The following is an 18,904-nucleotide window of genomic DNA, read 5'->3' as shown; positions in this document are numbered from 1 at the left end:
CCAATCGTTTTTTTCATGATGACACCTCTATTTATAAACTTATTTTTTTATTATATCAAATCTTTTTTAAACTGTCCTTATAACATTATTCGAACATTTGTTCTAAAAATAGTTGCTATCCTTCAAATAATATGAGATAATAGCATGGTTAGAAAATACACCACTCTAAAAACGGATAAACTCTCCCCAAGTTTTTATCCCCTATCCTATTTTTCTACTTATCAAAAAAGCACCGCTTCATGCGGTGCTTTTTTGATTATTTTTTATTTATTTTCGGAAAACCAAACATAATGGCTAATAATCCGAAAAGTCCCATTAACATTGGATAATGAACATATGGGATAATTTCAAATGGAGAAATAGCTGCTAAACCAGCTGCTCCTAAAAGTTGAGCTCCGTATGGAATTAAACCTTGCCAACATGATGAGAAAATATCTAATAAACTAGCCGAACGCTTAGGATCAATCTCATATTCATCAGCAATATTTTTTGCTAGAGGACCAGATACCACAATGGCAATCGTATTGTTAGCTGTACAAATATCAACTAAACTAACTAATCCTGCAATAGCAAATTCAGCACCTTTTTTAGATTTAATTCGAGAAGTTAAAAGATGTAATAAAAATTGAATCCCACCATTAAACTTAATTAACTCTAGTGTTCCCCCTACAATTAAACAAATGATAGCTAATTCTTGCATTCCAGCCATTCCTGAAGACGCAGATTGAATTAAATCAGGGAACGTCGCAGCATGAGTGAACAATCCAATAATTCCCGCTACTAAAACACCACTACTTAATAAGGCAAATACATTAATTCCGACTAATGCTCCTACTAAAATATACAAGTACGGTAAAACTTTAATCCATTCAAAACTTCCAACACTTGTGGTCGTTTGATCAAATGACATTGTCGTCACGACTAATAATATCAAAGAAATAATCGCAGCTGGTAAGACGATAAAGAAGTTTACTTTAAACTTATCCTTTAATTCACAACCTTGAGTTCTAACAGCAGCAATCGTTGTATCAGAAATCATCGATAAATTATCACCGAACATTCCTCCCCCTACAACCGCTCCAACAACAAGAGCCACAGGAATTCCTGTGGCATTAGCAATCCCTAATCCAATTGGTGTTAAAGCCGTAATCGTTCCAACCGATGTTCCCATTGAAATAGAAATAAAACTTGCAATAATAAACAATCCTGCAACGACTAAATTAGGGGGTAACACAGATAAACTCATATTTACGGTTGCGTCCACGGCACCAATAGATTTTGCAACACCTGAAAAAGCTCCAGCTAATAAAAAAATAACAATCATCATGATAATATTTTCATGACCTGCTCCCTTACAAAAAACGGCGATTTTCTCGTTAAAGGTTGCTGTACGATTAAATAAAAAGGCACAAGCAGCTGCTAACATAAACGCAACTAACACCGGCATATAGTAAAAATCACCTGTGATAACTCCACTTCCCACAAACAATACTAAAAATAATCCTAGCGGTAATAACGCCCACGGATTTCCCTTATCTTTCAACTTATTCATTTTCTCAACCTCCTACAAACCTACATATAGCTTCATTGTTGATAGTTTAGCCTAAAAATTTATAGACTTTTTAAGTTTACTTTGATTGTCGAATGTTGTCAACTATTTAGAACATCATTTTACATAACTTCTTTACATTTAGTCAAAAAAAACTCATTTCTTTCGACAAAAATTCCGATACTTTCACTACTCATATAAGATATAGTAAAGAAAACGTTTATAAATGTAGGAGAGACATAATAATGAGTGTAAAGCAAGTAATCTTAGGCCGACTTAACTCCATTGAGCGGGAAGGAATGGAAGACCTAATAAAATTTCTAAATAAAAGTGATTACTTCCTTGCACCTGCTAGTGTAAGGGGGCATTGTAATTATCCATATGGATTAGCCATCCATAGTCATAACGTTGTTGAATTACTAATCGAAAAAAACAAACGATTCCATCTAGGATTAACACTTGAAAGTATCTACTTAGCAGGCTATTTACATGATTTATGTAAAGTGAATATTTTCAAACCCGTTTTAAAACTTCGATACAATCAAAAAAATGAAAAAGAATGCTACTTCACCTATGACTGCATCGATGATTTTCCTCTCGGTCATGGAGAAAAAAGCGTCATTATTGCGCAGCAATATATTCGTCTAACACTTGAGGAAATTTTATTAATCAGATGGCATACAGGACCCGCTACACCTTGTGAAAATACTTACCGATACGATCAAGCATTAAAAATATGCCCTGCTATCAAAGCGATTTTTACCGCTGATGAAGAAGCAGCAACCTTCTTAGAAAAAATTAAAGAACCTCAAGTCTATCAACTAAGTGTCTATTATGCTTGGAAAAAAACAGGTATTCTACCTAAAAATCTATTACATTGAACTAAAGTAGAAAAGGAGCCGCCTTTAAGAGGCTCCTTTTCCTTAATGTCGACTCAAATTTTTAATAGGTAATCCCTATCTAATAGACTTTTTTTTCTTATTTAAGAATAATCAAATCTTAATCTGTGCATAAACAATGTTTTTTTACTTTATAGGCGGCTTGAGAAAAGCATGTATGTCATCTGGTTCAAAAAATCATTATGAACTAGATAGTATAAATTTTGAACACAATCAACGCCTCACTTAATTGATCTTTTCAATCAATATTTTAATTGCTTTCATGAATGTTTTTTCTAAATGAAGTAAGCTAACTGCTACCTGTTCAAACGTTTAGAGAATTAAATCAGGTAGCACACTTTTAACTCGTTCTACTTCTAATATCGGCTTCATTTTTTGAGTTTACCATCTCTTCATATCCCTTCACCGTTCTAGTCAAAATTCCACCCTATCCCCCCTTCTTTTATAAGATAAGAATTTTTTAAAATAGTCGCATTAAAACAAAAAAATCGTCATGAAACAAATCATGACGATTTTTTATTTAAATAAAAGGATTATAAAAGCGCGTTCCATTAGAAAAGGTAATAACTAAAAAAATGGCCATTAAAACGCTAAATCCTACAAGTGTATAAGTATCTCGCTTTAAAAACGGACGTTCAGAATAAAAGGTGCGTTTTTTATGTTTACCGAATGCCCTTAATTCCATCGCATAGCTGATTGTTTCAATACGATCTAAACTAGTCAAAATAAGAGGCATTAAAATGGCAGACGTATTTTTAAGACGAACCCATAATGTTGCCTTGCTAGACATATCAATTCCACGCGCTTGCTGAGCTTGAGAAATCTCAACAAAATCACGTTGAATATCTGGAATATAACGCATAGCAATCGCAACAGAATAAGCCAGTCGATAACTAATTCCAATTTTGGATAGTGACGCTGCAAATTCACTTGGATCAGTTGCTGATAAGAAGACTAAACCAAGGGGAATAATCGTTAAGTACTTCAAGGTCATATTAAATTGATAAAATAATTGTTCCTGCGTTAAGACATACGGTCCAAATAATTTAAACAAATCATGCTGTGTTCCGTAAATATGAACGCCTTCAACTGGGGAAAAAATAAAGACCGCTATATTATTGATAACTAAGAAAATTAAAATAAAATAAAAGACGAGCGCCACTTGTTTAAATTCAACTTTTGATAGCTTAAATAAAATTAAACTGATGATAAACATCATCCCAAGAACACGCGTATCATAACTTAACATCGCCGTGATAGACCAAAGTAAAAAGCAAATTAGCTTCGTACTCCCTGTTAAACGGTGTATGGGTGAATCCACATCAATATAAGCAAGCATTTTAGTATTCATTAAGTTCTCACCGCCTTATCTGCAAAAATAAATTTTCGAATAAAGTCCACCGCACTCGGAAGTCCTGTCTGCATGGCCAGTTGATAAAGTGATGTTTTCTTTAAATGAGAGGCTTCAATCAGTTGATCGTCAGTTAAAACATGCCACGTTGACGTATCAGCTAACACTTCCCCATTTGTAATCACAATGGCACGAGTTGTGTATTCAAGCATTAAATGCATGTCATGTGTAATCATTAAAATGGTAATGCCACGTTGATTAAGTTCGACTAAAAACTCCATAATTTCGGTGTAATGACGTAAATCTTGTCCGGCAGTTGGCTCATCTAAAATTAAAAGTTCTGGATTTAAAACCAAAATAGCTGCAATACTTACACGTTTTTTCTGACCAAAGCTTAAAGCTGAAATCGGCCAATTACGATATGGATAAAGACCACAGATTTTTAATGTTTCAATCACACGTTCCTGAACTTCTGTTTCTGATATCCCACGAACACGAAGTCCAAGAGCCACTTCATCAAAAATTTTTGTCTTTGAAATCATCTGATTCGGATTTTGCATCACAAGCCCTATCTTATCTGCTCGTTCCTTAATCGTTTGAGTTCCCATATCTTCGCCATTCAATAAAATCGTTCCTGAAATCGGTTGATAAAATCCACTAATCAACTTTGAAATTGTTGATTTTCCTGCGCCATTTTTTCCAACTAAACTCAACATTTCACCTTTACGAATTTGGAATGAGACATCCTTTAAGGTTAAGCTATCAGATTGATAACCAAAACAAACTTTCTTAAACTCAAGCAAAATGTCTTCCTGATTTCGTTCTTTTTGAATTTCCGTCTGATCATACCAACGATGAAGTGCCTCTTGACATCTTGATAAATCCATTTGATTTAAAGATTGTGGATTCATACTCGCTAAAATCTCGCAATTTGCGTATTTTAACGCTGTCACATATAAAGGTTCGCGAATTCCAATTTGAGATAAAAGATTTGAGGCTAATAACTCATTTGGTGTCATATCAGCAATAATACAACCTTCATTCATTACAATAATTCGATCAATGCATGCCTGTAAAACGTCTTCTAAACGATGCTCAATAATCACAATCGTTTTATGCGTTTTTCTTGAAATTTCATCAATTAATGACATTGTCTGCTCTCCAGCTGCTGGGTCTAAATTGGCTAATGGTTCATCAAATAATAAAATATCAATATCATCCACCATAACACCGGCAAGCGTAACACGTTGCTTTTGTCCGCCTGATAATTCGTGTGGAGCAGATTTTAAATGCGTCTTGATATCAACAAGTGTAGAGACTTCATTCACAATTGACTTCATTTCAGCTTGTGGCACTTCTAAATTTTCAAGTTTAAACGCAATATCCTCTCCTACCGTTAAGCCAATAAATTGGTCATCGGGATTTTGAAGAACTGTCCCTACATAATTAGATCGTTTAAACAGATTATGCTTTAGAGCATTTTCACCTTTAATTTTAAGATTTCCACTTAACTGACCTTTATAAATATTAGGCACTAATCCATTAATACAATGAGCTAACGTACTTTTCCCAGAACCAGAAGGCCCAACGATTAAAACCTTTTCACCTTCATAAATACACAAATTTATATTTTTAAGGGTTGGACTTGACTGCACACGATATTGAAAACTAAAATTTTCAAATTCAATCATCGGTTTTCGCATTCTCATCATCCTTTCTTTTCACGCGACAAAAAATTAGATGAATTAAAATCAATCTAACAAATTTGTTATCATTCTTTTTAATTCACCTAATCTCGATTTTTATTTAACTTCAATATTATAACACAAATTTTATAAAACAGACAAACTTCGACAATGTTTTTTATGTAAAAAAAGCATCTGATAACGCTTCTTCAGATGCTTTTTAACTAAGGATTAATATTCAGGTTTTAAACTTCCCTTTGGGGTACGTGTTTTTGCATAAGCCCCAACTAATAAAGAACCTAAAATTCCAATCGTAATCATGTTAAACGATCCCGCAACCGCTCCTTGAAGATAAACTTTATCTGACGGTTCAGCATAAATCAATACGTCAAGCATCGGTGCTACAATAAACCATCCGACGATATTTGCCGCGATTTGAGCTAGGTTAAAGATAATGATTTCTCGTTTGCCAAAGATACCATCTTCCATGTCAATTCGTTTGGCTAGTAATCCAATCACAAGTCCAATCATTCCTGAGGCAATAATCCAACTAAACCATGGACTTCCCCAAATTAAAATATCTTTTAAAAAGTGACCAATAAGCCCTGTTGCTAACCCAGCCATTGGACCATATAATAATGCAATTAAAGCTAAGACAGCATAAGCTGTTTCAAAGTTTGTATTTGGAATTCCGGTTGGTAATGAGGCAAAACGCGATAAAACGACAAAAATGGCAGCTCCAATCCCAATCGCAACGACCGTTTTAATTGATAGTCTTTGATTCATTTCTAAACTCTCCCTTCGAAAAAGGTAAAAATCAACACTCACTAGTATATCGGTCTGATTATGTGATGTCAAGAAAATACAAACTTCGACTATTGTAAGTTTTAAGCATTAATTGCTAAAGACGCAATGTATCCCATTGAAAACGCTGCTTGGATATTATATCCACCTGTATCGCCATCAATGTCTAATACTTCTCCCACAAAGTATAGATTCTCAACTTTTTTAGACTCCATCGTTTTGGATTTAATTTCTTTAATCGAAACACCGCCTGTCGTGACCATGGCCACATGATAGCCTCCAAGCTCTTTAACTTCCATTTCGTACTCCGTTAATATCGTTAATAATTTTTGGCGTGTCACCTTACTAATTTCAGCACACTTTAAGTCATCACTGATGTGACATAGTTCAAGTACCTTATCAGCAAAGCGTTTCGTCAGATTTAAATCACGTACAATCGTTTTGACAAGTGTTTTTCCACCCGCTGCTAATTTTTTTGTTAATTGACTTCTAAATGCTTCAATCGACTCAGCTCCAACGAAGTTACATTTAATAACATCACCAGCTTGCATATAGCGTGAATGATTGATAATTCCAGGGCCTGAAACACCAGTATGTGTTAATAAAAAGTCCCCGTGATAAGCGCCTATTTTTTTTCCGCCACGCCAAAGTGTATATGATAAGTCTTCAAATGACGTTCCCGACATATCCACAAGTTCGTAATTTTTAATTTTTAAGGGCGTTAAAGCAGGCTTCATTGGGATAATTTTATGTCCGAATGACTTTGCTATGACTTGTCCATCTCCTGTTGACCCAGTATGAGGATAACTCAGTCCTCCTGTTGCAATCACAACTTTTTTGGCTTCATATGACACTTGATTGGTTTTCACAGTAAAAAGATCATCTACTTTTTCGATTGACTGTACAGCCGTTTCAGTGATGATGTCAATGTGACGTTTGTGACATTCTTTTAATAAAACTTGTAAGACATCCATCGATTTTTGTGATTTTGGAAAAATCTTTCCCTTTTCGGTTGTCATAAATTCTAAGCCACGTTTTCTAAAGAAAGCTAGTAAGTCTTCATTTTGAAATGAAAGGAGGGCATGTTTTAAAAATTTTGCATTAGGTCCATAACACTCTAAAAAGTGATGAATGTCACCCGCTTGTGTAATATTACATTTCCCTGCACCCGCCATTAATAATTTACGCCCACACGATTTATTTTTTTCAAGAATGGCAATGCGCTGTTTTTTTTCAGCACACATAATAGCTGTAAAAAGACCGGCTGGTCCTGCCCCTACGATAAGTACATCATATTTATTCAACGTTTTTTCCTCCGATTCTTAGGTTGCTTTGTTTATTGTATTACGAGGATATTTTTTTAGTCAAGCGAAAGAAAAAACTAGCAACTTGGTTGCTAGTCTTCAAAGAGATGAAAATAAGTCACGATCTGCTGACAACACCTTTCAATAAACAACAAAATATCAGTCATATAAAAGGCTTCAAGTTCCGTGTCACCTTGCTTATCTTTTTCTAAATCTTGCTTTAAAACTTTAAGGCGCCATTGTTCAACCTCATCCCGACTTAACAAGGGACAGACCGGCATTGCAATGGCTTGTTTTAAATCAGCCGATAAGGGTAAGACCTGTCCTTTTAATAAATCATCGATTCGTTGCATATCACGGTAATAAAGGGCATGCAACTCTAAGCGTTCCATCCTTTCTTTTCGAGCATGAAAATAAGGAGCATAAATAATTTCACGCCATAGGTAATCTGTATATAAATGAATTAAATATCCAAGTTTAAAGTCTTGAGTCACGCCTGTAATTATTTGTTTCGCTTGTAAAATCGCCTCAACATAATCGTCATCTGCTATGTCATAAAAATGTGTGACCGCCTTATCTGCCCACGTTTGATTCGGCCTCATATGAATGGCATCAGGACTAATTGAACCAAGCAACAAATCAGATGTCATGGGAATCGATAAACGTTTTGAAACGTTTTGGATAACATTCAAGTGCACAATCGGTGATGGCATCTTTGCCCCTCCTTATAATATGTGGCTCATAATTGTCAGATAGCGTTGATCAAACTGATCAACCTCTACTTGTTCAACAACTTCTACTAAATAATCAGAGATAGATTGAGAACTTATTTTCGGATGAGTCTGCATATAATGATAAAACAAGGTCGAAAGTTTGTATGTCCCAAATTGATAGCGTCCTAAATATTGATAAGGTTGATCACAAAGATGAAGTTGAGTGTTTAAATACATTTGATACGCTAGTTTCACATTAGCTTCTAAATAAGAACCTAAATCCTTATATTCCTCTTTCACATGCTTTAAAGCATTTAAAAGCATTTGATCATGCTTTAACGCTCGGACACGCGCTCTTAATTGCCTATGAATCGAAATGGGTTGTAATAATTGTTCTGTCAAGCATTCTAACACCTGTTTAGTTGAGCGTTTAATCGAAACGACAACATCTTCATTAAACAGTTGAATCGACTTTAAATCTAGTAATTCAAAACTCACCACATATACATTGCGTCGCTCAATATGCTGTGGCGTGAGTGATTGATTTAACGTTTCAATCACGTTTAATGGCTGGCACTCTTTATCATAACGTTTTATTTGTTCATTAATCAATGGCAAACGATTTTCTAACCAAAAGTTCTTGAATTTACATCGCTCAAGTTCCGCAATAACGAGGCCTAATTGTTCAAAAACCTTCTCTACATCTTTATTTAAAAACTTTTGATAAGCTTTAGAAAGATTTTTTTTTATCGTTTGTTTTTTTAATTGAGTGACTAGATACTTTGGACTTTGTAACAGTTCTGACAAACGAAGATCATTAAATTCTGAGTCGGTTGCGATTAAAGGAATTAAGGTGCTTCCTATGGATTCTCCCTTTGGTAAAGTGTTGCGCACTTTATTTAATAATCCCTCACAATTTTCACTTAATTGCTCTTCTAAGTAACGAACGAACTCCGTATCCTCATCAATTTCACCTGAAAAAAGTAAGTCTAGTAATCCAATCACATCTAATGTGTAGGATGCCTCAAAAGACAATTTATTTTTCTGTTCGTTCATGAAGTTAATCCCCCTAAATTTTTCACCTAATTACTTTTATTTTATCATACAACGAAAACACATAACAGAATTAAATGAATCCCTTACAATAAAACTTAGATGCTTCATTCAAATTTAATCAATCAACAGACTCACCCCCCATCTTTTTCTTATCGTTGTTAAAAAAATTTGAAATAGAATGATTTTTAAACGTATCAATTTCATCGTTATCGAAATCACTCTACTCTCAATGTCAATCCCGATTAAACGATCTAAATCTCTTCACCAATACGATTCTTTATTTTAACACTCATACACAAGCTGACCATCTGCTTATGTTCCATTCAGGCACCTCCTTCATTGGATTAACCCGCCTATACCATCCTATAAAAACTTGAAAAAATAAGACTAAAGAACAAAAGCAGCTAAAATTTTATTTAAAAAAGTCAAAGTGGCTTGTTCTTGAGAATCGACAAAGAAGTTGATCCCTGATGGGATTAGAGTTCCCATAAAATTAACACCAGCATCGTCATTTAACTGACTAACTTGAATCACATAGATTATCGCCCCTCTAATGTGTACAGGATTAAGGAACATCATTTCAATCGTCCAATGAAAGACTACTATTGTCGTCTTACCACTGACTGGTTAAAACTCACCATCTCTAACGCAATACGGTCAAGTATCCCAAACACCGACTGGTCATTGGAACGTAATCCTTCAATTAACCATTCCCAATCACTAGCAGTGGTTATCAATTCAATACTAAAACAACGTAGTTTACAAGATTAACGTCTTGAAGATGAACACCTCCTTCACAGTCAATTAGGAGCCTTTAAATAGCATAGTCCCTAATCTCCCCTAGACAGTGATTTTGAATGTCTCAACTTCAACACCTTACTTCGTTTCATTTAATCGAATAGTCAAAATTTTTCCTAGCAAGTCAAACTCATAATCATATCAGCATCCGTGCAGATAGATGTCATTTAAAGATTTACGTGCGGCTATATGTAATCCTATTTTAAATCCGTAAAATGATTAACAGCATTCTCTTCTCTCTTTACCAAAAAAAAGCACTCGATTAAACTAATCGAGTGCTTTTTTTTATTTTGAAGCTGCTAAAACTTGTGTCCAAATATCATCATACTCTCTAACAAACTCCCCTGGATCTCTAAAGGTTTCCATCGGTAAGAAGTCTAATAAATCTTGTGAGGGACTGTATGCATCATTTTGTGTCCACTCCTCTTCTGAAACCATCTCTAATGTTTCAGTATTAGGTGTAGAATACATGACATACTCTGTATTCATTAAGGCAATCTCTGGACGTTGCATAAAATTAATAAACTCATGGGCTAAATCAACATTTTGAGCTGTTGATGGAATAACCATGGCATCCACCCATGTATTTGATCCTTCTTTTGGAATGGCATATTCCATGTTTTCATTTTCATCCATGATATAGGTCGCATCACCTGAATAGACAACCGCTAATGCTGCATTTCCTGCAATCATATTATCAATGACTTGATCTGTAACATAGGCATAAACAAGCGGACGTTGATCGATTAAAAGTTGCTTCGCTTGTTCTAATTCATCAATATTTTGAGTATTCATTGAGTAACCTAATAATTTTAAAGCGACCATTAATGAGTCACGTTGACTATCATACATAAAGATATTCCCTTTATAATCTTCATCCCACAAAATTGACCAAGAATCGACAGGTTCTTTAACAACGGTTTTATCATATAAAATTCCAACGGTTCCCCAGAAATAAGGAACTGTATACAAATTATCAGGATCATAAGGTAAATTTTTATACGCATCTGAAATATATTCAAAATTTGGAATTTTGCTGTAATCAAGTGGTAGAACAAGATTTTCTTTGATCATTTTTTCTACCATATAATCCGATGGGAAGGCTACGTCATAGTTTGTTCCCCCTGCTTTAATCTTTTGATACATCGTTTCATTTGAATCATATAATTCATAATACACTTTACAATTAAATTCAGATTCAAAAATATCTAATACCTCAGGATCAATATATTCTCCCACGTTGTAAACATAAAGTTTTTGTGTATCACCACTCGAACAAGCCGCTAACATGGCAACAAGGGAAAGACCCAAAAGCTTCAACCAATTTTTCATGAGATTCCTACACCTCCTTTTTCTTTCTAATTGAAAGATTATTTGAAATTAAAACTGAAATTAATACAAAACTTACCATAATAGTCGCTAAAGCATTAACAGTCGGACGAATTCCTCGTTTTGCCATTGAATAAACTTCAATGGATAAGTTTGTCGCACCATTTCCAGCTGTAAAGTAACTAATCACAAAGTCATCAATCGACATCGTAAAGGCCATTAAGGCTCCTGCCATAATTCCTGGCATAATCTCTGGAATAACGACTTTACGAATCGCTTGCATCGGTGTAGCACCTAAATCCATTGCCGCTTCAGCCATATTCGGATTCATCGCATAAAGACGAGGTAAAACAGATAAAACAACGTAAGGAATACAGAACATGATATGAGCAAGTAGCATGGTCGTAAATCCAAAGTTTAATTTAACGGTTTTAAAGAGCATCATTAAGGCAACCGCAATCACGATATCTGGACTAATAACTGGCAAATAGTTAATATTTAAAACAAAGGCTTTCGTTTTCTTTGTTAGTTTATAAATTCCAATCGAGGTAAAGGTTCCAACGACAACCGAAATAGCTGTGGCAATAACGGCCACAACCACGGTATATAAGACGGCTGTTTGCATTTTGCTATCTTGGAACAACTCTTGATACCATTGAAGTGAAAATCCAGTCCACTTTCCGCTCGATTTTGATTCGTTAAACGAGAATAAAATAAGAACGCCAATCGGTGCATATAAGAAAAGGAACATTAAAGCTAAGTAACATCTTGATAACCACTTATTTACCATGGTAAGGCACCTCCTGCTTGTCCATCTGAATCGAATTTTTTCATCAACCAGATTGAAAGTAAGATAAAGAGCATCAGAATCATGGATAAAGCTGATCCAAAGTACCAATTACCTGTTAATAAGAATTGTTTTTCAATTAAGTTCCCAATCATCATAAATTGTCCACCACCAAGTAACTGTGGAATGACGAACGTACTCACAGCCGGTAAGAAGACCATGATAATTCCTGTAATAATCCCTGGTAATGTTAACGGAAATACGACACGGGTAAAGACTTGTTTGCTATTAGCTCCTAAATCACGGGCCGCATCAATCAAGTTCTTATCTACTTTAGAGATAGCCGTATGAATTGGTAACACCATAAACGGCAAGAAGTTATAAACCATCCCTAACATAATTGAAAAATCAGAATACATAATGTCCACGGGCGCAATTCCGAAGAAATCTAAAATATTATTCAAAATACCATTTTTTCCAAGAATTGAGATCCATGCATACGTACGTAATAACATGTTAATCCACATTGGCATAATAAATAATAGTAAAATAGAAGATTGTCGTTTGGGAGATAATTGAGCAATAATCCAAGCTAGTGGATACCCAAACATAAAACATAATAATGTCGAAACAAAGGCGATCCATAACGAACGCCCAAGAGTTGCAATATAGATTGGATTAAAGAATTTAACATAATTTTCAAGCGTAAATCTGAAGGCCATTGGATTTCCATCACTTGGATCAATGATACTATATAAGAAAATCAAAATCATTGGGATGATGATCATGATTGAAATCCACACAATATAAGGATAACTTAAACGTTTTGTTGATTCATGCATGAGCTATACCCCAACTTCCATGACATGAATATCAGCTGGAGCAACTGTCATCCCAACTTCTGCCCCGACTTCTGCACTTTGTGTACTATGTACAATATATTCGCGCCCCTCGACCATCACAATAATTTCATAATGAACCCCTTTGAAGATGACCGTATCTACAACTCCTGTAAAGGCTCCCTTATCTTTTGAAACAATTTGTAAATCCTCAGGACGAATGACGATATCAACTACTTCATTTGCATTGTATCCTCGATCGACACATTCAAAAACATGATTTTCAAATTCAACTTTGTAATCTTCAAGCATCACTCCGCGGACAATGTTACTTTCTCCAATGAAGTTTGCAACAAAACGATTACGTGGCTCATTGTAAATATCAACTGGTGTTCCAATTTGTTGAATTAATCCATCATTTAAGACAACAATGGTATCCGACATCGTTAAGGCTTCTTCTTGATCATGAGTAACAAAAATAAACGTAATTCCCATTTCACGTTGGATTTCTTTTAATTCATATTGCATGTCTTGTCGTAATTTTAAGTCAAGCGCTCCTAATGGTTCATCAAGTAAAAGAACTTTTGGACGATTAACTAAGGCACGAGCAATCGCAATACGTTGTTGTTGTCCTCCAGATAATGAATCGATACGACGATTAGCATAATCAAAAAGTTTAACCATTTTCAACATACGGTTTACACGTTCTTTAACTTCAGACTCTGGCACTTTTTTCATTCTTAATCCAAATGCGATGTTATCGAACACGTTTAAGTGCGGAAATAACGCATATTTTTGGAAAACTGTATTAATTTCACGTTTATAAGATGGAATTTGAATAAGGTCTTTTCCATCAAACTTTACCTCACCCGATGTCGGTGTATCAAATCCACCAATAATACGAAGAAGGGTTGTTTTACCGCAACCAGATGGTCCTAATAAGGTAACAAATTCATTTTGATGAATCGTTAAATCGATTCCTTTTAAAATAATGTCCCCATCGTATTCTTTTGTTAAATTTTTAATCTCAACTAATGGCACTTTTGTCATACCAGATCCTCCTCAAAATAACTAGAAAGTTGGTGGCGTCGCGACCCAAAGTACAGATGCAGGTGCTTTTGAACTGTTCTTTAACTTGTGGTCAACATCTGCTTTATAATAAAAACTCTCGCCTTTTTTCACTTTATATCGTTTAGTTCCCAGGACAAGCTCAACTTCTCCTTTTAACACATAACCAAATTCCTCACCATGGTGAGGCTCATCATCATATGACATTCCACCTGGTTCTAAATCCACAATGATCGGCTCCATTTCATTCTTTTGAGCATTTGGAATAATCCAGCGAATGGTCATATTATAATCTAACTCTTCTTTTATAAATACATCTTCACGTTGAAAAACAACTTTCTGATCATTTTTTTCTTCAGCAAAAAACTCACCAAGAGTTGTTCCTAGTGCCTCTAATATATCAACAAGGGTTGCGATCGATGGTGAAGCTAAATCACGTTCTACCTGTGAGATATATCCTTTTGTTAATTCGGTACGATCAGCTAATTCTTCTTGTGTTAACTGAAGTTCCATTCGTAAACGCCTAATTTTTTCTCCGATTATCATGGCAACACCTCAACTTTTCGACTAAATAAATAAACTATTTGTTTACTAATAATAAACCTATTCTATTATATAATTAATCAATAGTTTGTCAATATCTTAACTAGATAAAAATATACTTATTTTCACAGTTTTATCGATATTTGCCTAAATGTGTGCCACTTTACTTAGTGTCTCCGAAATTAAATTGTTTAATAAACGAATTAATTAAAATGTTAATAAATCTTAAGAAAGTTCAAGCTTTAACAAATTGACATGGTATTTTTAAACAGAGTATAATGATTGTATTCTAATTAAAGGATATTTAAACATTTTAAGGAGAAAATTAACTAATTTAGGTAGGTAACGTGTTATAGGAGGAAAGTATGAGTCAGAAAAATAATGATTTTTTTAATCAATTTTTAAACAATGAATTACCAAAAGAAACACCTCTTGAATCAAAACCTTATGAAAAAGCATTTACGCAACAACCCGTCAAATCAACACCAACACCCAAAATTGAAGTAGATTTACGTCAAACGGTCAAATCAGAACCAGAAAAAGTTGAAGTAAATTCACCAAAAGGACCCGGTGTTTCAATTAAAACAGATGAAAAATATGAACGTTTTATTAATCCTAATAAAAAAAGAAATCAAATCATTGCCTTAATAACAGGTGCCGTTGCCGTTTTATCTGTTATTTTCTATCTTATCTTTGGGAATAAGGTAGAGGTTCCTGATTTCTCAGCCTATACGCCTTCGCAAATTGCGACATGGGGAACCAAAAATAACATGACGATGTTATATGTCGAAGAATATAATCACGAGTTTGAAAAAGGAACACTTATTTCACAAAATATCGCACCCGGTAAGAAAGTAAAAAAAGGGGGCGAGATGACGTTGGTGATGTCTCTTGGAATCGATCCTGAAGTCATCGTGACACTTCCAGATTTTGATGAAACATGGACAACCGACGAATTAATGAACTGGATTGATGAAAATAATTTAATGAATGCGACCATTAAAAATTTAGCAGATGAAACCATTGAAAAAAATCACTTTATTAAATCGGATTTAGATAAAGACCTAACCGAAATTAAACGTAAGACAAAAGTAACGTTTTATGTTTCAACAGGTTCACCTTTTATGATGAGCATGATTGATTTAAAAACTAAAACAGAAGATGATGTCAAAGCATGGGCTCAAAAAAACAACGTAACCGTCGTATATGAGAAAGTGGCGCATGATACGGTGCCAGAAAACCAAATCATCACTCAAAGCATTGAACCAGAAATTGAATTTAATCCAAAAACTGAAACACTAACGGTTGAAGTTTCAACAGGACCTGGTATTACAGTGCCAAGTCTAAATTCAATGACGATTGAAGAAATCAAGGCTTGGGCGACTGCAAATACAGTAAACTTAATGTTGACTGAAAAATACCATAACTCGGTGGCAGCTAATACGATTATCGAATCGAGTATTTCTTCTGGTGAAGTGATTAAAAAAGGCGATTTAGTCACAATTACAATATCACTTGGTAAAGTAGGCGTAAAAAATTTCATCGGAGATACTGAAATTTCATTTATGGAATGGGTAGATGAGCAAAATTTAAAAGGTGCTAATATTACGCCATCGATTACCTATCAATATGTTGACTCAGCTGAGAAAAATAAAATTATTGCGCAATCTCTTTATGATCGCCGTGTTGAAACAGGTGCTAATATTCAAATCGTTGTTAACCTTGGCGGTCATTTAACAGTTCCTGCCTTAACAGGATTATCTGAATATGATGCTCGTCAAACTTGCGAGTATAGCGGATTAACGTGTGTCTTTACTTATGACTATTCAAATGCTCCTGATGGAACCATTGCAAGTCAGGATCGTCAAGCAGGATACAATGCAAGTGAAGGTGATATTATGAACGTCATTATTTCTAAAGGTCCACGTCCTTAACTCCTAAAAGACCCGAATTTTTTTCGGGTCTTTTAAATTTAAATAAAAATGGTTTTCCCTAAAAATAAAAAAACGTCTCAGTAGCAAAGTGCCACTTAGACGTTTTTTTAATGAAACATTACTCAGCATTACGTTTACGTTTGTCGTATTTTTTACGCTCATTTGTATCTAAGATTTTTTTACGTAGACGAACTGATGTTGGGGTAATCTCAACTAATTCATCTTCGTTAATATATTCTAAGGCGTATTCGAGTGTAATTAAGCGTGGTTTCTTTAATACCACTGTATTATCTTTACCAGCTGAACGACAGTTTGTTAATTGTTTTGCACGCGTTACGTTTACGGCTAAATCTAAATCTTTGTTGTTTTCTCCCACGATCATCCCTTCATATACGGCAGCTCCTGGTTCGATAAACATGATTCCGCGATCTTCAAGTCCCATTAAACCGTAGTTTGTTGCTTTTCCGTTTTCCATTGAAACTAAAGCCCCATTTTTACGTTCTCCGACTGAACCTTTTTCCATCGGACGGTATTCAGAGAAAGTATGGTTAATGATTCCGTAACCTTTTGTTAAAGTTAAGAATTCTGTCATGAATCCAATTAAAGCACGTGATGGTACATCATAAATTAAACGAACTTGTCCATTTTCATTATGAATCATATTTTGTAATTGACCTTTACGGTATCCCATGGCTTCAATCACACTTCCGACATGCTCTTCAGGTGACTCAATTTGAACATATTCATATGGTTCGCATAAGACACCATCGATTTCACGGATGATAACTTCTGGTTTTGAAACTTCAAGTTCGAATCCTTCACGACGCATATTTTCAAGTAAGATTGATAAGTGAAGTTCTCCACGACCTGAAACAACCCACTCTTCTTTCGTTCCAACACGTTCAACTAATAATGAAACATCACGTTGAATTTCTTTATATAAACGCTCATCAATTTTAGAAGCTGTGACGTGTTTTCCTTCTTGTCCTGAGAATGGAGATGAGTTCGTTGAGAATGTCATTTTTAACGTTGGTTCATCAATATGTAAAATTGGTAATGCTTCTTCATGACCGATTTCACAAACCGTCTCACCTACGTTGATATCAGGTAATCCAGCAATGGCTACAATATCTCCAGCTTCTGCTGATTCAATTTCGATACGTTTTAATCCTAAGAATCCGAATAATTTCGTGATACGGAATTGTTGAGTTGTTCCATCTAAACGACAAATTGAAACCATTTGGTTCACATTAATCGTTCCGCGTACAACACGTCCTACCCCAATACGCCCTACATATTCATTATAGTCTAATAAAGCAGGTTGGAATTGAAGTGTACCGTTTGGATCCATTCCTGGATCTGGAATGTTTTCTAAAATAGATTCAAAAATAGATTCCATGTTTTCTTCTTGATCCGCAGGATCTGAACTTAAGCTTGCTGTTCCGTTTAAAGCTGAACAGTAAACAACTGGGAATTCTAATTGATCATCATCTGCCCCTAATTCAATGAATAATTCTAACACTTCATCGACTACTTCCTCTGGACGAGCAGCAGGACGGTCAATTTTATTAACCACAACGATTGGTGTTAATTTTTGTTCTAATGCTTTCTTTAAGACGAAACGAGTTTGAGGCATTGTTCCTTCGTAAGCATCAACAACTAATAAAACACCATCTACCATGTTCATGATACGCTCAACTTCCCCTGCAAAGTCAGCATGTCCTGGTGTATCTAAAATGTTAATACGATAATCTTTATAATCAATCGCAGTATTTTTCGCTAAAATCGTAATTCCACGTTCACGTTCGATATCATTTGAATCCATCACGCGATCAGCAACTGCTTCATTTTCACGGAATGTTCCCGCTTGGCGAAGTAATTGATCGACTAAAGTCGTTTTACCATGATCAACGTGGGCAATAATGGCAATATTTTTAATATTCATGCTTTGCACCTCTATCTGGCTAGATAAAAAAATTCATACTCGATTATTATGAATTTTATTTGATGAGCCTATTTAATTGATAATATCATGTTGTTTCATACTCAAAACTCTATTTTGTAACATATCGGATTGTATCAGATATTCCGTTGCATATCAAGTGTCGAATGAGGTCAAAACTAATGTAAGCCTTTTTTATTCTTCATCTATCATCTCAGGTGCAATTGTTTTTACAATACTTTTCCATCTCTCTAATTCATCGAGACAATTATCGTAGGCGTCTTCTAATAGTTCAATTTGTTG

The 18,904-nt window shown here is 34.8% G+C and carries 16 protein-coding genes; 2 read left to right on the top strand and 14 right to left on the bottom strand.

Features of this window, described 5'->3' with window-relative positions:
* Positions 1 to 256: 256 nt before the first annotated feature.
* Positions 257 to 1,552 (bottom strand): Na+/H+ antiporter NhaC family protein, encoded by a 1,296-nt coding sequence (locus J6D32_RS10010; RefSeq protein WP_155232367.1) that lies wholly within the window; start codon positions 1,550 to 1,552, stop codon positions 257 to 259.
* A 242-nt stretch (positions 1,553 to 1,794) separates the two neighbouring features.
* Here J6D32_RS10010 and J6D32_RS10005 point away from each other — a divergent pair, with 242 nt between their 5' ends.
* The gene (locus J6D32_RS10005) at positions 1,795 to 2,430 is read left to right on the top strand and encodes a hypothetical protein (protein ID WP_009607063.1); all 636 of its coding nucleotides are present in this window, start codon (positions 1,795 to 1,797) and stop codon (positions 2,428 to 2,430) included.
* Between the two features lie 538 nt (positions 2,431 to 2,968).
* On the opposite strand, the gene J6D32_RS10000 is transcribed toward J6D32_RS10005, so the two are convergent.
* The 12 genes from J6D32_RS10000 to J6D32_RS09945 form a co-directional block, all read right to left on the bottom strand.
* Complete coding sequence (locus J6D32_RS10000; RefSeq protein WP_055166316.1) at positions 2,969 to 3,799, bottom strand: energy-coupling factor transporter transmembrane component T family protein; 831 nt, start codon at positions 3,797 to 3,799, stop codon at positions 2,969 to 2,971.
* Positions 3,799 to 5,502, bottom strand: coding sequence for an ABC transporter ATP-binding protein (locus J6D32_RS09995; RefSeq protein WP_009606848.1), 1,704 nt, complete (start codon positions 5,500 to 5,502; stop codon positions 3,799 to 3,801). Before J6D32_RS09995 ends, J6D32_RS10000 begins: the two co-directional genes overlap by 1 nt.
* Before the next feature lie 213 nt (positions 5,503 to 5,715).
* Complete coding sequence (locus J6D32_RS09990) at positions 5,716 to 6,270, bottom strand: ECF-type riboflavin transporter substrate-binding protein (protein WP_006784725.1); 555 nt, start codon at positions 6,268 to 6,270, stop codon at positions 5,716 to 5,718.
* A 101-nt stretch (positions 6,271 to 6,371) separates the two neighbouring features.
* On the bottom strand, positions 6,372 to 7,592 hold the full coding sequence (locus J6D32_RS09985) for a BaiN/RdsA family NAD(P)/FAD-dependent oxidoreductase (RefSeq protein ID WP_055166319.1): 1,221 nt from the start codon (positions 7,590 to 7,592) through the stop codon (positions 6,372 to 6,374).
* A 92-nt stretch (positions 7,593 to 7,684) separates the two neighbouring features.
* The gene (locus J6D32_RS09980) at positions 7,685 to 8,305 is read right to left on the bottom strand and encodes a zinc dependent phospholipase C family protein (RefSeq protein ID WP_006784727.1); all 621 of its coding nucleotides are present in this window, start codon (positions 8,303 to 8,305) and stop codon (positions 7,685 to 7,687) included.
* 12 nt (positions 8,306 to 8,317) lie between these two features.
* Positions 8,318 to 9,361 (bottom strand): hypothetical protein, encoded by a 1,044-nt coding sequence (locus J6D32_RS09975; protein ID WP_006784728.1) that lies wholly within the window; start codon positions 9,359 to 9,361, stop codon positions 8,318 to 8,320.
* Positions 9,362 to 9,748: 387 nt separating this feature from the next.
* On the bottom strand, positions 9,749 to 9,895 hold the full coding sequence (locus tag J6D32_RS09970; RefSeq protein ID WP_006784729.1) for a hypothetical protein: 147 nt from the start codon (positions 9,893 to 9,895) through the stop codon (positions 9,749 to 9,751).
* 549 nt (positions 9,896 to 10,444) lie between these two features.
* A complete protein-coding gene (locus J6D32_RS09965; RefSeq protein WP_006783176.1) occupies positions 10,445 to 11,491 on the bottom strand; it encodes an ABC transporter substrate-binding protein in 1,047 nt (348 codons plus the stop codon).
* Positions 11,492 to 11,498: 7 nt separating this feature from the next.
* Positions 11,499 to 12,278 carry an ABC transporter permease gene (locus J6D32_RS09960; RefSeq protein ID WP_006783177.1) on the bottom strand — a complete coding sequence of 260 codons (780 nt, stop codon included), beginning with the start codon at positions 12,276 to 12,278 and terminating at the stop codon, positions 11,499 to 11,501.
* Positions 12,272 to 13,117: an ABC transporter permease gene (locus J6D32_RS09955; protein ID WP_006783178.1), complete on the bottom strand. Its 846-nt coding sequence runs from the start codon at positions 13,115 to 13,117 to the stop codon at positions 12,272 to 12,274. The genes J6D32_RS09960 and J6D32_RS09955 overlap by 7 nt, the downstream gene beginning before the upstream one ends.
* Before the next feature lie 3 nt (positions 13,118 to 13,120).
* A complete protein-coding gene (gene potA / locus J6D32_RS09950) occupies positions 13,121 to 14,164 on the bottom strand; it encodes a spermidine/putrescine ABC transporter ATP-binding protein (protein ID WP_006783179.1) in 1,044 nt (347 codons plus the stop codon).
* A 21-nt stretch (positions 14,165 to 14,185) separates the two neighbouring features.
* Entirely contained in the window at positions 14,186 to 14,728 is a 543-nt protein-coding gene (locus J6D32_RS09945) for a helix-turn-helix domain-containing protein (RefSeq protein ID WP_006783180.1), read from the bottom strand.
* A gap of 362 nt (positions 14,729 to 15,090) precedes the next feature.
* Here J6D32_RS09945 and J6D32_RS09940 point away from each other — a divergent pair, with 362 nt between their 5' ends.
* Positions 15,091 to 16,659: a PASTA domain-containing protein gene (locus tag J6D32_RS09940; protein ID WP_006783181.1), complete on the top strand. Its 1,569-nt coding sequence runs from the start codon at positions 15,091 to 15,093 to the stop codon at positions 16,657 to 16,659.
* A 118-nt stretch (positions 16,660 to 16,777) separates the two neighbouring features.
* On the opposite strand, the gene typA is transcribed toward J6D32_RS09940, so the two are convergent.
* Positions 16,778 to 18,604 (bottom strand): translational GTPase TypA, encoded by a 1,827-nt coding sequence (gene typA, locus J6D32_RS09935; RefSeq protein WP_006783182.1) that lies wholly within the window; start codon positions 18,602 to 18,604, stop codon positions 16,778 to 16,780.
* Between the last annotated feature and the right edge of the window lie 300 nt (positions 18,605 to 18,904).

This window comes from Turicibacter sp. (assembly GCF_017941855.1).
In the GTDB taxonomy this organism is placed as follows: Bacteria; Bacillota_I; Bacilli_A; order MOL361; family Turicibacteraceae; genus Turicibacter; species Turicibacter sanguinis.
Note: the sequence above shows the minus strand (reverse complement) of the source record. Positions and strands in the feature narration are given on the sequence as shown.

Bases quoted from the DNA above. Each gene is read 5' to 3' on its own strand.
- J6D32_RS09990 (WP_006784725.1), bottom strand. From the start codon at position 6,270: ATGAATCAAAGACTATCAATTAAAACGGTCGTTGCGATTGGGATTGGA.
- J6D32_RS10010 (WP_155232367.1), bottom strand. From the start codon at position 1,552: ATGAATAAGTTGAAAGATAAGGGAAATCCGTGGGCGTTATTACCGCTA.
- J6D32_RS09960 (WP_006783177.1), bottom strand. From the start codon at position 12,278: ATGGTAAATAAGTGGTTATCAAGATGTTACTTAGCTTTAATGTTCCTT.
- J6D32_RS09965 (WP_006783176.1), bottom strand. From the start codon at position 11,491: ATGAAAAATTGGTTGAAGCTTTTGGGTCTTTCCCTTGTTGCCATGTTA.
- potA (WP_006783179.1), bottom strand. From the start codon at position 14,164: ATGACAAAAGTGCCATTAGTTGAGATTAAAAATTTAACAAAAGAATAC.
- J6D32_RS09945 (WP_006783180.1), bottom strand. From the start codon at position 14,728: ATGATAATCGGAGAAAAAATTAGGCGTTTACGAATGGAACTTCAGTTA.
- J6D32_RS09995 (WP_009606848.1), bottom strand. From the start codon at position 5,502: ATGCGAAAACCGATGATTGAATTTGAAAATTTTAGTTTTCAATATCGT.
- J6D32_RS09975 (WP_006784728.1), bottom strand. From the start codon at position 9,361: ATGAACGAACAGAAAAATAAATTGTCTTTTGAGGCATCCTACACATTA.
- J6D32_RS09940 (WP_006783181.1), top strand. From the start codon at position 15,091: ATGAGTCAGAAAAATAATGATTTTTTTAATCAATTTTTAAACAATGAA.
- J6D32_RS09980 (WP_006784727.1), bottom strand. From the start codon at position 8,305: ATGCCATCACCGATTGTGCACTTGAATGTTATCCAAAACGTTTCAAAA.
- J6D32_RS10005 (WP_009607063.1), top strand. From the start codon at position 1,795: ATGAGTGTAAAGCAAGTAATCTTAGGCCGACTTAACTCCATTGAGCGG.
- J6D32_RS10000 (WP_055166316.1), bottom strand. From the start codon at position 3,799: ATGAATACTAAAATGCTTGCTTATATTGATGTGGATTCACCCATACAC.
- J6D32_RS09955 (WP_006783178.1), bottom strand. From the start codon at position 13,117: ATGCATGAATCAACAAAACGTTTAAGTTATCCTTATATTGTGTGGATT.
- typA (WP_006783182.1), bottom strand. From the start codon at position 18,604: ATGAATATTAAAAATATTGCCATTATTGCCCACGTTGATCATGGTAAA.